This window comes from Rhodococcus pseudokoreensis (assembly GCF_017068395.1).
Lineage (GTDB): Bacteria > Actinomycetota > Actinomycetes > Mycobacteriales > Mycobacteriaceae > Rhodococcus_F > Rhodococcus_F pseudokoreensis.
In genome coordinates this window covers 6,516,006-6,531,928 of sequence record NZ_CP070619.1, presented here as the reverse complement: position 1 = coordinate 6,531,928, position 15,923 = coordinate 6,516,006, and the positions used below count along the sequence as shown (strand labels likewise).

The following is a 15,923-nucleotide window of genomic DNA, read 5'->3' as shown; positions in this document are numbered from 1 at the left end:
TCACGGCAGATCGTGGTTGTACTGTTTCCTGGTGGCTGCAAGGACTGGAAACGACCCCGCGACCGACGTCCGCTCGACGATCCTCAGCGCAGCGGAGTCGTGCTTCGAACGCTTCGGGATCACCAAGACGACGATGGAGGACGTCGCCCGCGCCGCGGACATGTCCCGCGCGACGGTCTACCGGTATTTCTCGGACCGGGAGAGTCTGATCATCGAATCGGTCGCGCGGCGGGCGCGCAAGAACATGACGCCCGCCCGGGCCTTCATAGCGAAGTGGCCCACGATCGAGGAGCGACTCGTCGAGGGCATCTGCCAGAACGTCGAGAGCGGTCTGCGGGATCCCATGGTCCATCTGCTCGTCTCCCCCTCGGAGATGACCCTGGCGAACTCCCTGCTGACTACATCGGGCAAGGCCGTCGAACTGACGAGTGAGCTGTGGGAGCCGATTCTGAGCGAGGCGCAGGAGGCCGGCGACCTCCGCGCCGACCTGGATCTGACACTGCTGTGCGAATGGATCTCGGAACTCGAGATCATGTGTATCAGCCAACTGAACGGCGGCACCGGTTCGCTGGAACGGTTCCGGGAGAAGATCCGCACGTTCCTGGTCCCATCGGTTGTTCCCGCCGCGCTGCCTGCCGGCGACTGAGTACGCGAGGTACGACACCGCCGGCAGACTGCTCCGAACTCCGGCTACCGCGGCGCCTTGTCCCCGTCGAGTGCCGAGTCGATTCCGCTGATCTCGGTGATCTTCCAGTCGTTTCCGCTGTCGACCGTCATCTTGTAGGTCGCGGTCGACTGAAGTCCGTCCGGTGCCTGGCTGTTCTTCGTCAGGACGCTGACGAAGCAGTCGACCGAATAGGTTCCGTCCGGTCCCGGTTCGGCTTTCGCCGAGATCGGCTGTGCGCTCGACGTCCACTGGAGCGGGGCGATGATCTGCTCCATCGACGTCGCGGCCTGGGTGAGTCGGTTGGACAGTTCCGGGGCGGTGCCCGCCGTCAGCCGTGTTCGCCACGCGGACAGGTCGCGAAAGTCCATTTCTGCGGCGCCGGTCGCGTAGTCGAGGGCGATCCGTTCGGCCTGCTGCCTGCTCGCCGCCGCGTCGTGGAGTTGGTCGAGTTCGTCGGTCGTGCTCCGGAGTTGCCACCCGAGCACCGCCAGTGCGACGACGAGAACGGCGACCAGGCCCCCGACCATCACCGACCGCAGCGGCACGTTCCTGCCGCCTCGACGCTCACGATCGCCCGCACCAGCGGAGGGATCGGCCTCGGGGGCGGTTCCGGAGTTCACGAGTTCCATGGATTTCTGCATCGTTCGCCTTTCACTGGGCTGTCCGATCTCCGGGGGTGGACGATCGAGGACTTTTCGGGGTGCGGTTGGCTCTACCGTCCCGACGGGCTGAGATGGACCGTCAGTGCATCTCCGGATGCGGTGGACGCCATGACGTTGTCGAGCAGGCGGCCCACGTCGACGGTCCGCATCGACGCCGCCCCCGCCTGCACCGAGGGCAGGAGATTCACGCCGATCACCTGCAGGTCCGGGGCGGTGTGGTCGAGGAACGTCTGCAGCTCCCCGATGAAAGGGCTTGCTCCGTTGGCGATTCCGTCGCGCAACGGACCCTTCTCGGTGGCGAACCGGATTCCGCCGAGCACGTCGCGGAACCCGCTGCCGAACTCGGCGACGATCGGTGTCGTGTCCCGGAATCCCTCCGGAAGGGTCGCGCTGTCCATCAGCAGGGGCTGCAGGGTGTCGAACAGCGTGGTGAGGTTGTCGGACTGCTGGGTGAGCGTCGCGGCGAGTAGTTCACCGGCCCGCGTGAGGTTGTTCAGGACCGCGAAGTCGTCGGGAAGCGCGACGTCGATCGTGTCGAAGATCGCTTGTACCCGAACGGGATCCACCTGTTCGAGGAGCCTGGTCAGGCGCTCGGAGAGCTCCTTGAACGTCGTGGGCACCATGACCTGGTTCGCCGGGACGGTGGCCCCGTCCTCGAGATACGGCCCCGCGGCGGACGAGGGCAGCACCGCGAGGAACGGTTCGCCCAGCGCTGACAGATTGTCGACGCGGAATTCGCTGTCGGCGGGGATCGACCGGTCACTCTCGTAGTTCCACGCGACCTCGATGTGGTCGGCCGACGCCGTCACGTCACTGATGTGTCCGATCGCCACCCCCCGGAGCAGCACGCGGGAGCCGACCACGAGTCCGTTCGTGTCCGGCACGTCCAGTGTGGCGGTGCGTACGTCGTCGAACCGGGCGACGTGCAGGCCGGCCCGGCCCATGTAGAGGAAGGACAGCACGGCGATCACCACCATGCCGAGAATCGACAACGAAGTCTTGACAGTCATTTCACTGCTCCCAGCATGCGGAGCAGGTTCTCCGCGTCGGCCACGATCTGGTCTCCTCCGGCGGATTCGATGCCCTCGATCTCGACGGAAGGCTTCTGCGCGAACGGCACGATCCTGCTGCGCAGGAAACGCGACAGCACCACGGTCGTGTCCGGGCCCTCGTCCCAGACGTCGCGCGCCACGTCCCCCGTGTCGGCGAGCGTGTTCAGCATGGGCACCATCCACAGTCCGCCTTCGTAGACGCTGCCGACGGAGGGCAGGATCTGGCCGATGTGCGACACCACCGAGATCGCGAGTCGCCGCCAGTAGTGAACGCTGGAACTGTCGAACATGGCCGACAGGGCGTCGGTGCGATCGTCGAACGACAGTGCGGTCTCGTTCAACCCCGTCAGCGTCCGGTCGATCTCCTGCGTCCGGGCAGCGAGATCCTGCATGTCCAGCGCCGCCACGGACGCCACGTCGCGCACGGCAGGGAGCGGCGGCACGACGGCATTGACCCGGGCCATCACATCCTCGATCCGCTGGATGCTGCCGCCGTTGACGAAGTTCGCGAGGACCGCGATGGTGTCCTCCAACTGCGGTGGCGAGATGGTGCGGGCGACGGGGATCGTGCCACCGGCGGGCAGGTAGCCGTCGGCGGAGCGTTCGCCGTCCGCGGTGACGGCGATGTAGGTGTCGCCCAGCAGAGTGTCCTGGCGGACGATCGCCCGCGCTTCGGCGGGAATCCTTGTGCCGCTTCCAATTCCGGCCGACACCGTCACCGTCGATCCGGACACCTGCAGGGACCGGACCTCGCCGACCCGCAACCCGTCCATCATCACGTCGGCACCGGCGGGCAGATTCATCACGCTGGCGAACTCGAGCGACAGATCGTAGGTGTCGCCGACGCCGCCGCGGACCGAGGGCAGGTCGTCCGGCCCCAGGGAACAGGCCGGCACCGTCAGCACCACCGCGCTCACGGACGCAGCGCACAGAAACTGCCGCGTTCTTCTCGACAGATTCATCTCAGTTCCTTCCCGTCCGCACGAGGTCGAGCAGCCGGTCCATCGGCACCTCGGTTCCGGCGGTCGCCAGAGCCACGGTCGGCTGCTGGTAGGCAATGGTGAGCGCACCGTCGCGCGTCGTCTGCTGCGCGAGGAAGGGTGCAACCGACGGAATCGTCGAGATCAGGCTTGCGATGTCGTTCGACCGCGTCGCCGCCAGCTTCAGGGCGTCGGTCGCCGGTCCGTGCACGAATGGCCAGATGTCGGCGCCGTAGTTCTGCTGGATGTCGTGCAAAGTCGCTACCAGCCAGCCGATTCCCTCGCATACCTCGATGACTCCGGGCCACAGATCGATGCCCGCGGCCACGACGGCAGGCATCTGCTCCACGATCGACCGGATCGAACTCCACCGGCGGAGCGCTTCGTCCGTCAGCGGGGCCATGTTCGCGATCGACGAGCCGATGTCGGCGACGAGTTTGTCCGGATCGGCTGCGGCCTCGGCGGCATGCCTCATCATGTCCGCGGCGTTCTCTCCCTGGCCGCGGAGCGCCTCGTCGAGACCGAGCACCGTCTTCCGGACGTTCTCCTCACCGTCGTCCGGAGCGATGGCATCGATGAAATCGGCTGCCGAACCGGCGATCTCGGAGATGCTTTTCGGAGTATGGCTGTGCTCGAGCGGAATGCACTGCTGCGGAGCGAGTTCCGGACCGGTCGTGTAGTTGCCGACGAGTTCGAGGCTCCGATCGGCGAGCAGGGACTTCGAGCGGGTGACCGCGCGGACGTCGAACGGATAGGACCGGCCACTCGCGAGCGAGAAGGTGACCTGCACGTGGTCGCCCTGCGGCTCGATGCCTTCGACACGGCCCACCTCGTAACCCATCTGGGTGACCGGGTTGCCGGTGTAGAGGCCGATGGCGTCGGGCATGAGCGCGCAGAACGCCGACCGGTCTGCCGGCTCCCCCGTCGTCGCGACCGCCACACCGGCGCCGCAGACGGCGGCGGCCGCGCACACGACGGCCAGCACCTTGACGATCAGGCCTGATTTCCCGGTCATCTCAGCACGTCCGTCCGGGAACGGGGACACAGAAGTCCGAGGCCATGAGTGTGCCGCCTTTGATCGCGGCCATTCCTTCGGGGGTCAGCCATTCGGCGAGCTGAGTGCGCAGGGACTGAAGATTGTCGATGGCCGGGCCCATCGACGTCCGGAACTCGTCGATCACACCCTTCGTGTGGTTCACAGCGTCGAGTACCTCCGTCTTGTGGTCGAGATAGAACCCCTCGAACGGCTGAATCGTCATCAGCACGTTGCCGAGCAGGGAATAGGCCTCGTTGAAACCGGCGTGGGTGGTGTTGTACGTCGACAGGACCACGTCGATCTGGCGGATCAGGTCGAACACCATGCCCTGGTCGGCCTCGAAGCTCTGGAGATACTCCGCGGCGAGGTCGGCGATCGTGCGGACCTGCGCACGCTGCTGATCCATCACGCGGGCGATGCTCGTCAGGCCCGAGATCATCGACGCGATCGACGTCGGGTTCTCCTCGAGCGCCCGGGCCATCTCGTCGAGGTTCGCGTCGACGGTGCCGCCCTCGACGTTGTCGGTCGTGTGCGGTGCGGCCTGGAGCACATCGCCGATCGAATACGGAACGCTGACCTGCTCGACGGGCAGCGGGGTGTCCCCGAGCGGCAGAACACCGAGAGGGACGAGGGTGATCGCGTACCCGCCGACCGGGGTGAGCATGCGCACCTCCACCCGGGAGTCCGAGCCGACCGGTATCGCGTCGTCGATCTCCGCCGTCACCAGTACCGCGTCCGGCTCGATCGACACGTCCGTGACGGTTCCCACGCCGATGCCCGCCACCCGGACGTCCTGGCCGATGTCGATCGAGGAGGCGTCGTCGGTACGGAACGAGAACGACATGCGCCCCGGTGGGTTCGCGTAGAAGACGGCGGTGGTCACGAGTGCGAAAACCACCAGGAGAACGATGCCCGCGCCGAACGCGACCTCCGTGCCGACCAGCGCCCGCGCCCTGCTCGACACCCGGCCCAGACGCCGGGCGCTGCTTCTCGTCACGGGTTGCATACGACGACCTCGCTCCCTCTCAGCAGAACCTCGACGTCGGTGGGTAGCTGCGCCACACCGTTCGTGCACTGGAGGCCATTCGGGCCTGCGGCGGCGGTCTGCGGAACCTGCAGTCCGGCGAAGGCGACCGGCAGCAGTCGCAACGCTTCCGCGGTGTCCGGCACCGACGCGAAGGCGTCGGACAGCATCTGCTCGACGTTCATTCCCGGTTGCAGCCCGAGAGCATCGATCAACCGCTTGATCGGTGTGAGGAATTCGGGGCCGAACGCAGCCGTCTTCGGGAACTCGTCGATGACCGTCATCGCCTTCGCGATGGGGAAACTCACCGAGCGCAGGAACTCGACGACCTCGGGCGACCGGCCTCCCATGCTGTCGGAGATCCGTGCGAGATTGCCGGTGAGGGTCGAGATGACCTGTTCGCGATCGTGGGCGAGGCCCGCGAGTTTCTGTGCGTCTTCGAGCATCGGTGACAGTCCGTTTCCGTCTCCTTGCAGAAGCGAGATCGCGTTCTCGGTGAAGGTGTTGATGTCGTCGGTGCTCATGGTGGCGAGTACCGGTTGCAGTCCGTTGAACAACTCGGTGATGTCGAACGACGCCCGCGTCTTGTCGGCAGGCAGTCGATCGACTGCTTCGCCCGCGTTTTCGGGGAATTCGGCGTCGATGTAGCGAACGCCGGTGAGGTTCTGGTACTTCACGGCGAGGATCGTGTCGGAGGTCAGCTGGTACGGCTTCTCCATCGTGAAGTGCACTTCCGCGAGACTCCGCCCGCCGTCCCGGATCAGTTCGACCGATTCGACTTTGCCGATCCGGACGCCCTTCGTCCGGATGTCGCCGTGTGCACCGAGTCCGGAGACATCGGTGAATTCTGCTGTGTAGCTGTTCGTCTCATTGGTCACCGGGCTCTTCATCGCGCTGATCACGATGATGAAGAGGACCACGGAGACCGCGGCGGCGACGGCGAGCTTGACGAGAGTGACGATGTATCTGGTTCGGTTGCTCATCGGCCGGCCCCGTCCTCGGACGGCGGGGCACCGGTCAACGCCAGGGGTGCCGCCAGTGCGGGCAGATCGTCCAGGACGATCCGGAGATTGAGCCGCTGCCCGTCGCCGCTGTCCTCGAACGCCGAGTCCAGCCGCTCGACGGCGGTGCGCAGTCGCTCGGGGCGCGCCCCACCGTCGTAGAGGTGCGGCACCACGCCCGCGAGTTCCGAGACCACGTCGGTGACCGGTACCAGTTCGTCACCGTGAGATTTCAGCAACTGCCCGGCCTGTCCGAACAATTGTCCGGCCGCCAGGGTCAGACCGGCGTCCGTCTCGTCCATGAACGGATCGTCCACCCCCACCGAACCGTCGGGTCGCTGGTTGTAGGTGCTGTTGTAGATGTGGGTCAGCGAATCGATCGCCTGGCGATTGAACGCCGGGAACACGTCGAGGACGTCGTTGACTCGCCCGAGCAGGTCGACCGGAAGTGCCTGCTGCGTCTGGGCGACCCGGTCGCCGAGCACGAGTGCCGCATCGAACATCGGTGTCAGGCCGTCGGTGTACCGGACGACCTTGTCCAAGCTGGTGATCATCGAGTCCGTCAGGGTGCCGTCTACGGCCAGCGAACCCTTCTCGATCATGGTCGACATCGTGAAATCTCCTGTGGGCGTGCGGTCCAGCGTGCGGTGTGCCTCCAGCCCGGAACCGCCGGGCCTGCCGACCAGATTGACGGCGGTGGATCCGAAGTAGTTCTGCGGCCGGAAGTCGACGTCGAAAGCATCGGTCAGGCCGCCGATCTGATCCGGATCCAGCTGAAGGTCCATGCGGACGGAGTCCGCGCCGGTCCGTTCCAGTCCGGTGACGACACCGACCTCACCGCCCCGCAGGATCACCTTCGTGCCGGAGTCGACACCCGGGCCCACGGAGGGGACGTCGATGCTGATCGGCAGAACTTCCGTGTCCGCGCTGCTCGGGTATACCCAGACTGCAGCGATCACTGCGCAGGTCGTCACGACGACCGCCAGCCCCGCCCCGTGCAGCACTCGGCTCTGACGGCCGGGGACCCCTCTCAGGAAGTCCTGACTCCTCGCTCTGCTCATTGACTCATCCTTTGAACACCAGTTCGGGACTGAGGCCCCAGATCGCCACAGTCATACAGAAATTCAGGACGACGATCGCGACGAGGCTCGCCCGGATCGCTCGCCCTGACGCCGCGCCCACCCCTGCGGGCCCGCCACCCGCGAAGTATCCGTAGTAGCAGTGGATCATCGTGACGACGGCACAGAAGACGACTGCTTTGACCAGCGACGCCACGAGGTCGGGAACACTGAGAAATTGGCTGAAGTAGTGATCGTAGGTACCCGAAGGCTGATGGTGAAACGTCTTGATGATCAACCCTCCGGTGAAGAAGCTGACCACGAGCGCCATCAGATACCCGGGGATCACGATCAGCATGCTGCCGATCAGCCGCGTCCCGACCACGAACGGTATGGCCTGCAATCCCATCGATTCGGTGGCGTCGATCTCCTCGGAGATGCGCATCGAGCCGATCTCGGCGGTCATCCGGCAGCCGGCCTGCGCGGCGAATCCGATTCCGGTGATGATCGGGGCGATGACCCGGACGTTGCCGAACGATCCGATGATCCCGGTCAGCGCGCCGAAGCCCAGCAGGTCGAAGGCCATGAACGCCTGGATCGCGACCACGGCGCCGACGGCCAGTCCCAGGAAGAACATCAGGCTGACGACACCGCCGTCGACGACGAGGGATCCGTTCCCCCACGCCATGTTGTTCATGGTGGTCATGGTCTGCTTGCGGTAGTGCCGCAGCGTCTTGGGCAGCAATGCGATCGTCTTGACGGTGAAGACCGTCACCTGTCCGATTTCCTCGATCACCGACGTCGCAGCGCGACCGACCGAGCGAATCGGTTGCAGCAGAACTCCGCCGACGGGGCCTCTGCGGTGTGTGGAGTGTGTGTTCACGTCACGCCAACCGGGCCGGAAAGAACATCATCTGAATCTGGCTGACCAGGAGATTGGTCATGAAGATACAGAAGACGCTGAGTACCACCGAGGCATTGACCGCGTTGGCTACGCCTTTCGGACCGCCCTTCGCTTCGAGTCCTCGCAGGCTTGCGATCAACACGACGAGCGCCGCGAAGATCACCGACTTGAGCACGGAGAAGACCAGATCGGTCGGTGTGGCGAACGAGCCGAACGACTGCCAGAAACTGCCGGGCACCACGTCGTTGACGTTGGCCGAAATCACCAGCCCCGCCGCCACACCCGCCGCGACGATGACGATGCACAGCATCGGTGCGATAGCGACCATCGCGATGAACCGAGGAACGACCAGTCGCTGGACGGGGTCGATCCCCATGACCCGGATCGCTTCGATCTCCTCGCGGATCGCGCGGGCACCGAGATCGGAGGCGATCGCCGATGCGGCCGCACCGCTCATCAGCAGTCCCGCCGCCATCGGTGCCCCCTGCCCCACCACGCCCAGCCCACTCGCCGCTCCTGCCAGCGAGTTCGCGCCGACCTGGTTCATGATTCCACCGACCTGCACCGAGACCTCGGCACCGATCGGCACCGCCATCAGCAGCGCGGGAAGTGCGGTGACCTTGAGAAGTTTCCACATCTGCGTGGCCACTTCCTCGAGGGGCAACCGCAGGGCGATCGTGTCGGATACCGTGTATTTCAGGATGTTCACCGCCAGCTCACCGGATCGACCCAACGTCGCGAGGCTGCGAATGGGCGTGTCCTTCAAATATTTCCCCACCGCGGCGATCGACAGACGCGGCCTCCGTCGCTTCTCTGTTGCGGCAGGCTCGATCGGCGGGGCGTCCACGACGATCGGGACCTTCACACTCGTCACTTCGCAACTCCCGCGTCGAATGCCGCTGTTTCGAAGTACATTCGGTCCGTGTCTGCGCCGCCCGGACCCCACTCGTCGCCGAGGCCGTCCGCCCGGAGGCTTTCCTGGATCGCGATCTGGGCGTTCTCCGGCAACGTGTGCACGATGTGCCGCACCCGCTCCTGACGACGGGCCACGGCCTGCCGGAACGGCATCCCCGGCGTCGCCTTCATCTGCGCAACGATGCCCTCCACGTCATCGACACCACCGGCATGATGCCCCGCATCGACCATCGCCTGCTCCTGCGCCATCTGCGCCTCGTCCTTCTCCTCCGACATCCCGATCGGACCGATCATCGTGCCGTTCAGGAACTGCTTGACCACCGGCTCCTCACTGGTCAGCAACACCTCCCGCGGACCGAACATCACCAGATGCCGACGGAACAACATCCCGATATTGTCCGGCACCGTCCGCGCCAGATTGATGTTGTGCGACACGATCAGAATCGTCGCATCGATCTCCGCGTTGATATCGATCAACGTCTGCGAAATATAGGTCGTGCGCACCGGATCCAGACCCGAGTCCGGCTCGTCCACGAGAATGATCTGCGGATCCAGCACCAGTGCCCGCGCCAGCCCGGCACGCTTGCGCATACCACCGGAGATCTCGCCGGGCAGCTTGTCCTCGGCCCCGAGCAGGCCGACCAGTTCCATCTTCTCCATCACGATCTTGCGGATCTCGGACTCGGACTTCTTCGTGTGCTCGCGCAACGGGAACGCCACGTTGTCGAACAGGTTCATCGACCCGAACAACGCACCGTCCTGGAACAGCACCCCGAACAACTTCCGGATCTCGTACAACTCCTTCGAGGAGCACTCCAGAATGTTGGTGCCGTCGATCACGATCGACCCCTGCTCCGGGCGGAGCAGACCGATCAGCGACTTCAAGAACACCGACTTACCCGTACCCGACGGCCCGAGCAACGCACTGACCTCACCGGCCGGAAGGGTCAACGTGACGTCCTGCCAGATCCTCTGCGAGCCGAAGGACTTGGTCAGTCCCTCGACGGATACCTCCACTCCCACCATTACCTCCGTGTCTTCAGGCGTCGAACGCCGCCTCGGATGTTGCAGGGCACTTGCGACCTCGGACCGGAACCCACAGCCATCCCGCCGCGCACGTCGAATACAGCTTGTTTGCAGCACTTTTCATCGAATCGCGGACGATGGACGGCGAGTTCACAACCTTTAGCTGTGATACAAATTACGTCGCACGTAATACGTTATACGGCTTTTGACCGCCGAGGCAAGAGCGGGAAGCGAAATAGCTTTCCTGCGAAATACGCGCAGGCATAAGCATTCCCGACCGATCCGGCCGTGACCAGGCACGGGAACCATCGAACAGCATACTTAAGAACATTAGATTTACCGGGTGAAAGCACAAAAGAAGCCGTGCCCCTCGGGGGCACGGCTTCTGGGGGACGCGGGCGAACTAGGGCAGGAAGGCCGGCAGAACGAATTGCTTCATCATCTGCCGGTGCGAGGGATCGGCCGGATCCGAATTGTCCAGTCGCGGTGCGAGCATCAATTGCACGAGGGTGATCCAGGAGCACGCCTCGCCGGTGTCGATATCCGCCCTCATCTCGCCGCCGGCCTTGGCGTCGTCGAAGATCGGCCCCCACAGTTCAGTGGTCAGACTCGTTGCGAGGGGGATCGTCTCGAGCCACGAATCCCCGCCGACGTGTTCGGGGCTGACGAGGATGCGCACGATCGGATCGTTGATCCCGTCGTAGACCAGGTAGATGAGGCCTTCGATCAGCCTGTCCTCGAACGTCGCACATTCCATCAGGAACTTGCGGCCACGTTCGAGCGTCTGACGCGATCGCCACCTGATCAGCTCGGTGGTGAGCGTCTCGCGGTCCTGGAAGTACCGGTAGACGGTCGGGCGCGAGACTCCCGCCTCCTTGGCAATGTCCTCCATGGTGGTCTTCGCGATCCCGAAACGAAGAATCATCGTCTGGGCGGCCACGAGTATCTGAGACCGTGCGACATCGGCGTCCTGGCTCAGCACACCGGCGGTCTTCCTTCTTGCCATCCTCGCTCCAGACACCGTCACTTCCGACCGGCCACCCGACCAGTCGCGATACAAATGACAATACACGTAAGTTGTTGCATATCGGGCGGCCACGTCCCTTCATTACACCAAAAGAGCGAGGCAGCTGCCCGAAGTCCCACAGGACCACGGACAACTGCCTCGGACGTCTGCCCGGCCTCAGGCCGAGGGGGTGAAGGTGATCGGGAGCCGGATGCAGCCGCGTACCTGGGTGGCATGCAGGATCGGCGGATCCTCCGGAACGAGTCGGTAATCCGGCAGCCGCTTGTGAATCTCCTCCATGGCCAGCTTGAGCTCGATGCGTGCCAGGTGAGACCCGATGCACCGATGAGGACCGGCCCCGAAAGAGAGGTGACGGTTGGGCGAGCGATCGATCTTCAGCTCGTCCGGGTCCTCGAACTCGCCGCCGTCGCGATTCGCCGAGCAGAGCAGCACGATGAGCTGCTCCCCCTCCGCGATGGTCACGCCGCCGATCTCGACGTCGCGGGTCGCTCGCCGGCCCGCGATCACGGCGGCCTCGATCCGCAGAATCTCCTCGACAGCCGCCGGGATGGTGTCGGGATCGTCCACGATCTCCTGCCGCTGCCCGGGATTGTTCGCCAGGTGGATGATCCCCCACGCCAGTGAACCCTGGACGGTGTGGAGGCCCGCGATGAGCAGGAGGAAGAACATGCGGTACAGCTCTTCGTCGGTGAGCAGCCGTACCCCGTCCTCCATCTCGATCGGGGTGTTGATGATCTGCGCCGTCAGACTGTCCGAGGTGTTCTCACCGGAACGCACTCCGGCGACGATGGCACCGAAGTAGCCGAAGATCTGGTTGGCCGCATCCTCGCGCGCCTTGGCGGACTCTTCTTCCGTTCCACCGGGAATGCCCTGCAGTGCAACGTCCGTCGTCTTGGTGAACATCTCGGCGTCTTCGAGCGGCCAGCCCATCAGCGCCAGGAACACCCGCGTCGGCAGCTCGTGGGCGAACTCCGAGATGAACTCGGCTTCGCCGCGTGACACGAAGTCGTCGATGAGCTCGTTGATGACGTCCCGGATCTGGGGCTCGAGTTCCTTCATCCGCTTGGGACTGAACAGCGGTTGCAGCGCCTGCCGGTAGAACGTGTGCTCCGGCGGGTCCAGCTCGATCGGGATGAACTTCCCCTGGCCCGCGTTCACGAGGTTGTTCGGGTAGCTGGAGAAGGTCTCCGGATCACGCAGGACCTGGTGGATCTCCTCGTAGCGCGTCACGATCCAATGGCCGCCGTGCGCCTTCGAGTACACGACGGGGCCGATGGCCCGCAGCGCCGCCGCGCGTTCCTGGAACACGTCCTCCGGCATCGCCAAGGTCTGGTCGTAGACGTCGAAGTCCACGATGAGGTTCTCGGGTAGTTGGGTTGTCGTCACTGCTTCTCAGCCTTCCGAATTCGGGAGTTCGACGCTCAGCGCGCGTTCGGGGCACATCTCGACGAGGGCACCCAGTTGGTCTCGTAGTTCCTCGGGAACCGGTTCGGCAACGACGACGGGGTAGCCCTGGTCGTCACTGTCGACTATCTCGGGTTCCGCGCCGTAGCAGAGGCCGTGGCCCGCACAGGCGGATCGGTCGACCTTCAACGACGGCGCACGGTTCTGCGCATGAATGGTCATCGGCGGACGCTCCACTCAGTCGACGGGAAGCGTCGGAGTCGGCGTGTCCTCTTCGAACATCATCGCGACACGTGACAGCGTGCCGCCGTCCGTCGCGGGCAGCGTCAGACCGGAAATGTATGCGGAGTCGTCCGACACGAGGAAGAGTGCGACCTTCGCGTTGTCCACGAGCGACGGCGGACGCTGGAGCTTGAGCGGAATCGGCGAGACGCCCGGATCCCACGGGCCCGCGGTCTCCTCGTAGGACTGGCCGATCACCGGGGTGCCCGGGCCCATCAGGAAGTTCGGCGACATCCCGTGCGTGGGGGCGAGGGCATTGACGCGGATGCCGTAGCGTCCGAGATCCAGACTGAGGCCGCGAACCAGGCCGTTGACACCGGCTTTCGTCGCCGAGTACATCGCGATGCTGTGATAGGCGGCGAACGAAGCCGCGGACGACGTCGCCAGGATGGTGCCGCCGCCGTTGGCCCGCATCGCAGGCACCGCAGCCTTACAGGAGTACACGACACCGCTGAGGTTGACCCCGAGAACGTGCTGCCAGTCGGCATCCGTGAGGTCCTGGAACTCCACCTGTTCGCCGCCGGCCACGGACGGGACACCGCCGCGGGAGACGACACCGGCGTTGGCCCACATGATGTCGAGCTTGCCGAACTGCTCGACGGTGGTCTCGACGCTGCGGTAGACGGCCGCCTCGTCACTCACGTCGGCGGTGATGGCGATCGCCGTTCCACCTTGCTGCTCAACAAGTTTCGCAGTCTGCTCGGCCCGGTCGCCGTCGATGTCGACGACCGCCACCTTCGCACCTTCCGATGCGAACAACTGCGCACCCTGGCGTCCGAGCCCGGATCCACCTCCGGTGATGACAGCGACTTTGTCCTGAAGTTTCATGTGAACTCCTCTGTGATGATTCGTCAGATGCCGGAGACTCGCGGTGCGTGGGACATCGTCCGGCGAAGTCGGGCGGCGAGACTGTTCCGATCCTCGACGGCGGGGGCTGTCGCCGGCCGAGAGGATCGGGTGCGGGCCGCATCTCCGATCCGAATAAACCTTATACCGTTAGGCGATGAGACGTCAATCACTTTCTTCGGCGCACGTCGAGCCGGGCGCGCATCAGGGTAGATTCAGCCGGAAATAGCTGCACTCGAAGCAATTTCGATCATCGAGGCGATGTCTACCAGCTTCACGCGCGGCCGGCCGGATTCCCTGCCGAGTCGCCGCTCGTGCGCGTCGATCGCTTTCCATCCGTCGTAACCGATGCTCTCGGGTCGCCGCTCCGCGACCAGTTGGCGTAGGTCCTGCCTGCCACCCCCTGGAGCCGCCAATCGACCGGAGTGGAAGTCGTCGACGAGTTTGTCGACAGTTTCGGCGGCGCACGCCTTGTTGGTTCCGATGACGCCGGAGGGACCTCGCTTGATCCACCCGACGGTGTACACACCGGACATCGGCCTGCCCGAGTCCGGTTCCAGCACACGACCTCCGTCGTTCGGCATCGTGGATCGTGCACCCGAGACGGGGATTCCCGCGACCGGGATCCCCCGGTACCCCACCGACCGCAGGACCAGACCACAGTCGACGTCCTCGACGACACTCGTCGGAGCAGCCCGGGAACGGCCGTCCGCATCCGGAACCAGCTCGTTGCGGACGAGGCGGATCCCCTCCACTCTGCCGTCTCCCACCACCTCCACCGGAGAAAGCAGGTAGCGCAATGCAATACGCTTGGATCCCGGCGCGTTCGGGGCGGCGGCGAACTCTGCGACGATCCTGGCTTTCATCGCCTCGATCGGGTCGGTCCGACCACTCGGCGACGCCTCCCCCGCCACCTCGTCGGGCCGCACCGCGACAGTCACGCCGGGGAGATGGCCGAGCGCGAGCAACTCCGGATTCGTGTACGCCGCCTGCGCCGGACCTCTCCGCCCGACGACGAGCACTTCCCTGATCCTGCTCTCCGACAACGCTTCCAATGCGTGCGGGGCGATGTCGGTCTTCGTCAACTCGGCGGTGCCCGCGACGAGCACTCGGGCCACGTCCAACGCCACATTGCCGTTGCCGATGATGACGGCCCGTTCGCCCGACAGGTCGAACGCGCGGTGCGCATGATCGGGGTGGCCGTTGTACCACGCCACGAACTCCGTTGCCGAGTGGCTTCCGGGCAGATCCTCGCCGGGAATCCCCAGCGCACAGTCGGCGGGGGCGCCGACCGCGTAGATCACCGCATCGTGGTGCGCGAGCAGGTCGTCGTGAGTCAGGTGCGTACCGACCTCGACATTGAGGTAGAAGTCCACGTTCTTCCGCGACGCCGTCTTCTGGAACAGCGCGGCGACCGCCTTGGTGCCCTGATGGTCCGGTGCGACTCCGAATCGGATCAGCCCGAACGGTGTCGCGAGCTTTTCGAAGAAGGAAATTTCCACGGCGGGACCGATCCGGGACAGCAGACTCTCGGCCGCATAGCAGCCGGACGGCCCGGATCCGACGATCGCCACCCGCAGCAGTGCGCGGTCCGATACCTGGACCGCCTCGGAAACGGGACGCTCGGGGACGGCGGCCGGCTGTTCCCGGTTCGCATAGAACGCCGCATTGATCTCCTCGTAGCGCGCGGTTTCCGGAGTCAGGTCGTAGTCGGGAACGATCGCGTCGACGGGGCACGCGTCGATGCAGGCGCCGCAGTCGATGCAGCCGACCGGATCGATGTACAGCATCTCCGCGCTGCCGTAGCCGGGCTCGTTCGGAGTGGGATGGATGCAATCGACGGGGCACACCGCGACGCAACTCGCGTCGTTGCAGCAGGATTGCGTAACTACATGAGCCAACGTGAGCTCCTATCGCCTGATGACCGGATCGGTGGAACGCTGGATCGCGTCACGTTTTACAGTGATACAAATTACGTTAGATGTAATGCTGTCGATGTGTCAAGCCTCACACCGGCGCAAAAAAAATCGGGCCCACAC

At 64.9% G+C, this 15,923-nt stretch carries 16 protein-coding genes; 1 reads left to right on the top strand and 15 read right to left on the bottom strand.

Annotation, left to right across the window (positions count from 1 at the left end):
• Positions 1-31: 31 nt before the first annotated feature.
• Positions 32-646 carry a TetR/AcrR family transcriptional regulator gene (locus tag JWS13_RS34945; RefSeq protein WP_206009974.1) on the top strand — a complete coding sequence of 205 codons (615 nt, stop codon included), beginning with the start codon at positions 32-34 and terminating at the stop codon, positions 644-646.
• Between the two features lie 44 nt (positions 647-690).
• Here the strand turns inward: JWS13_RS34945 and JWS13_RS34940 are convergent, their stop codons facing one another.
• The 15 genes from JWS13_RS34940 to JWS13_RS34870 all read right to left on the bottom strand — a co-directional run bounded on the left by JWS13_RS34940 (position 691) and on the right by JWS13_RS34870 (position 15,785).
• A complete protein-coding gene (locus JWS13_RS34940; RefSeq protein WP_160094010.1) occupies positions 691-1,308 on the bottom strand; it encodes a hypothetical protein in 618 nt (205 codons plus the stop codon).
• A gap of 71 nt (positions 1,309-1,379) precedes the next feature.
• Complete coding sequence (locus JWS13_RS34935) at positions 1,380-2,339, bottom strand: MlaD family protein (protein ID WP_206009973.1); 960 nt, start codon at positions 2,337-2,339, stop codon at positions 1,380-1,382.
• A complete protein-coding gene (locus JWS13_RS34930) occupies positions 2,336-3,343 on the bottom strand; it encodes an MlaD family protein (protein ID WP_206009972.1) in 1,008 nt (335 codons plus the stop codon). Before JWS13_RS34930 ends, JWS13_RS34935 begins: the two co-directional genes overlap by 4 nt.
• Position 3,344: 1 nt before the next feature.
• Positions 3,345-4,376, bottom strand: a complete 1,032-nt coding sequence (locus tag JWS13_RS34925) for an MlaD family protein (protein WP_206009971.1) — start codon at positions 4,374-4,376, stop codon at positions 3,345-3,347.
• A 1-nt stretch (position 4,377) separates the two neighbouring features.
• The gene (locus JWS13_RS34920) at positions 4,378-5,403 is read right to left on the bottom strand and encodes an MlaD family protein (protein ID WP_241032456.1); all 1,026 of its coding nucleotides are present in this window, start codon (positions 5,401-5,403) and stop codon (positions 4,378-4,380) included.
• Positions 5,391-6,404: an MlaD family protein gene (locus JWS13_RS34915; RefSeq protein WP_206009970.1), complete on the bottom strand. Its 1,014-nt coding sequence runs from the start codon at positions 6,402-6,404 to the stop codon at positions 5,391-5,393. Before JWS13_RS34915 ends, JWS13_RS34920 begins: the two co-directional genes overlap by 13 nt.
• Positions 6,401-7,483: an MlaD family protein gene (locus tag JWS13_RS34910; protein WP_206009969.1), complete on the bottom strand. Its 1,083-nt coding sequence runs from the start codon at positions 7,481-7,483 to the stop codon at positions 6,401-6,403. The genes JWS13_RS34915 and JWS13_RS34910 overlap by 4 nt, the downstream gene beginning before the upstream one ends.
• A gap of 4 nt (positions 7,484-7,487) precedes the next feature.
• Entirely contained in the window at positions 7,488-8,276 is a 789-nt protein-coding gene (locus tag JWS13_RS34905; RefSeq protein ID WP_420855059.1) for an MlaE family ABC transporter permease, read from the bottom strand.
• An 88-nt stretch (positions 8,277-8,364) separates the two neighbouring features.
• Entirely contained in the window at positions 8,365-9,177 is an 813-nt protein-coding gene (locus JWS13_RS34900; protein ID WP_225929464.1) for an ABC transporter permease, read from the bottom strand.
• Positions 9,178-9,254: 77 nt separating this feature from the next.
• Positions 9,255-10,325, bottom strand: coding sequence for an ABC transporter ATP-binding protein (locus tag JWS13_RS34895; RefSeq protein ID WP_275957312.1), 1,071 nt, complete (start codon positions 10,323-10,325; stop codon positions 9,255-9,257).
• Between the two features lie 403 nt (positions 10,326-10,728).
• The gene (locus JWS13_RS34890; RefSeq protein WP_124396085.1) at positions 10,729-11,331 is read right to left on the bottom strand and encodes a TetR/AcrR family transcriptional regulator; all 603 of its coding nucleotides are present in this window, start codon (positions 11,329-11,331) and stop codon (positions 10,729-10,731) included.
• A 177-nt stretch (positions 11,332-11,508) separates the two neighbouring features.
• Complete coding sequence (locus JWS13_RS34885; protein WP_124396084.1) at positions 11,509-12,738, bottom strand: cytochrome P450; 1,230 nt, start codon at positions 12,736-12,738, stop codon at positions 11,509-11,511.
• Between the two features lie 6 nt (positions 12,739-12,744).
• Positions 12,745-12,978, bottom strand: a complete 234-nt coding sequence (locus JWS13_RS34880; RefSeq protein WP_087559271.1) for a ferredoxin — start codon at positions 12,976-12,978, stop codon at positions 12,745-12,747.
• Positions 12,979-12,993: 15 nt separating this feature from the next.
• On the bottom strand, positions 12,994-13,866 hold the full coding sequence (locus JWS13_RS34875; RefSeq protein ID WP_160096161.1) for an SDR family NAD(P)-dependent oxidoreductase: 873 nt from the start codon (positions 13,864-13,866) through the stop codon (positions 12,994-12,996).
• Positions 13,867-14,099: 233 nt separating this feature from the next.
• Positions 14,100-15,785 carry an FAD-dependent oxidoreductase gene (locus tag JWS13_RS34870; RefSeq protein WP_206009968.1) on the bottom strand — a complete coding sequence of 562 codons (1,686 nt, stop codon included), beginning with the start codon at positions 15,783-15,785 and terminating at the stop codon, positions 14,100-14,102.
• Between the last annotated feature and the right edge of the window lie 138 nt (positions 15,786-15,923).

Bases quoted from the DNA above. Each gene is read 5' to 3' on its own strand.
- JWS13_RS34940 (WP_160094010.1), bottom strand. From the start codon at position 1,308: ATGCAGAAATCCATGGAACTCGTGAACTCCGGAACCGCCCCCGAGGCC.
- JWS13_RS34935 (WP_206009973.1), bottom strand. From the start codon at position 2,339: ATGACTGTCAAGACTTCGTTGTCGATTCTCGGCATGGTGGTGATCGCC.
- JWS13_RS34930 (WP_206009972.1), bottom strand. From the start codon at position 3,343: ATGAATCTGTCGAGAAGAACGCGGCAGTTTCTGTGCGCTGCGTCCGTG.
- JWS13_RS34925 (WP_206009971.1), bottom strand. From the start codon at position 4,376: ATGACCGGGAAATCAGGCCTGATCGTCAAGGTGCTGGCCGTCGTGTGC.
- JWS13_RS34920 (WP_241032456.1), bottom strand. From the start codon at position 5,403: ATGCAACCCGTGACGAGAAGCAGCGCCCGGCGTCTGGGCCGGGTGTCG.
- JWS13_RS34915 (WP_206009970.1), bottom strand. From the start codon at position 6,404: ATGAGCAACCGAACCAGATACATCGTCACTCTCGTCAAGCTCGCCGTC.
- JWS13_RS34910 (WP_206009969.1), bottom strand. From the start codon at position 7,483: ATGAGCAGAGCGAGGAGTCAGGACTTCCTGAGAGGGGTCCCCGGCCGT.
- JWS13_RS34895 (WP_275957312.1), bottom strand. From the start codon at position 10,325: ATGGTGGGAGTGGAGGTATCCGTCGAGGGACTGACCAAGTCCTTCGGC.
- JWS13_RS34890 (WP_124396085.1), bottom strand. From the start codon at position 11,331: ATGGCAAGAAGGAAGACCGCCGGTGTGCTGAGCCAGGACGCCGATGTC.
- JWS13_RS34880 (WP_087559271.1), bottom strand. From the start codon at position 12,978: ATGACCATTCATGCGCAGAACCGTGCGCCGTCGTTGAAGGTCGACCGA.
- JWS13_RS34875 (WP_160096161.1), bottom strand. From the start codon at position 13,866: ATGAAACTTCAGGACAAAGTCGCTGTCATCACCGGAGGTGGATCCGGG.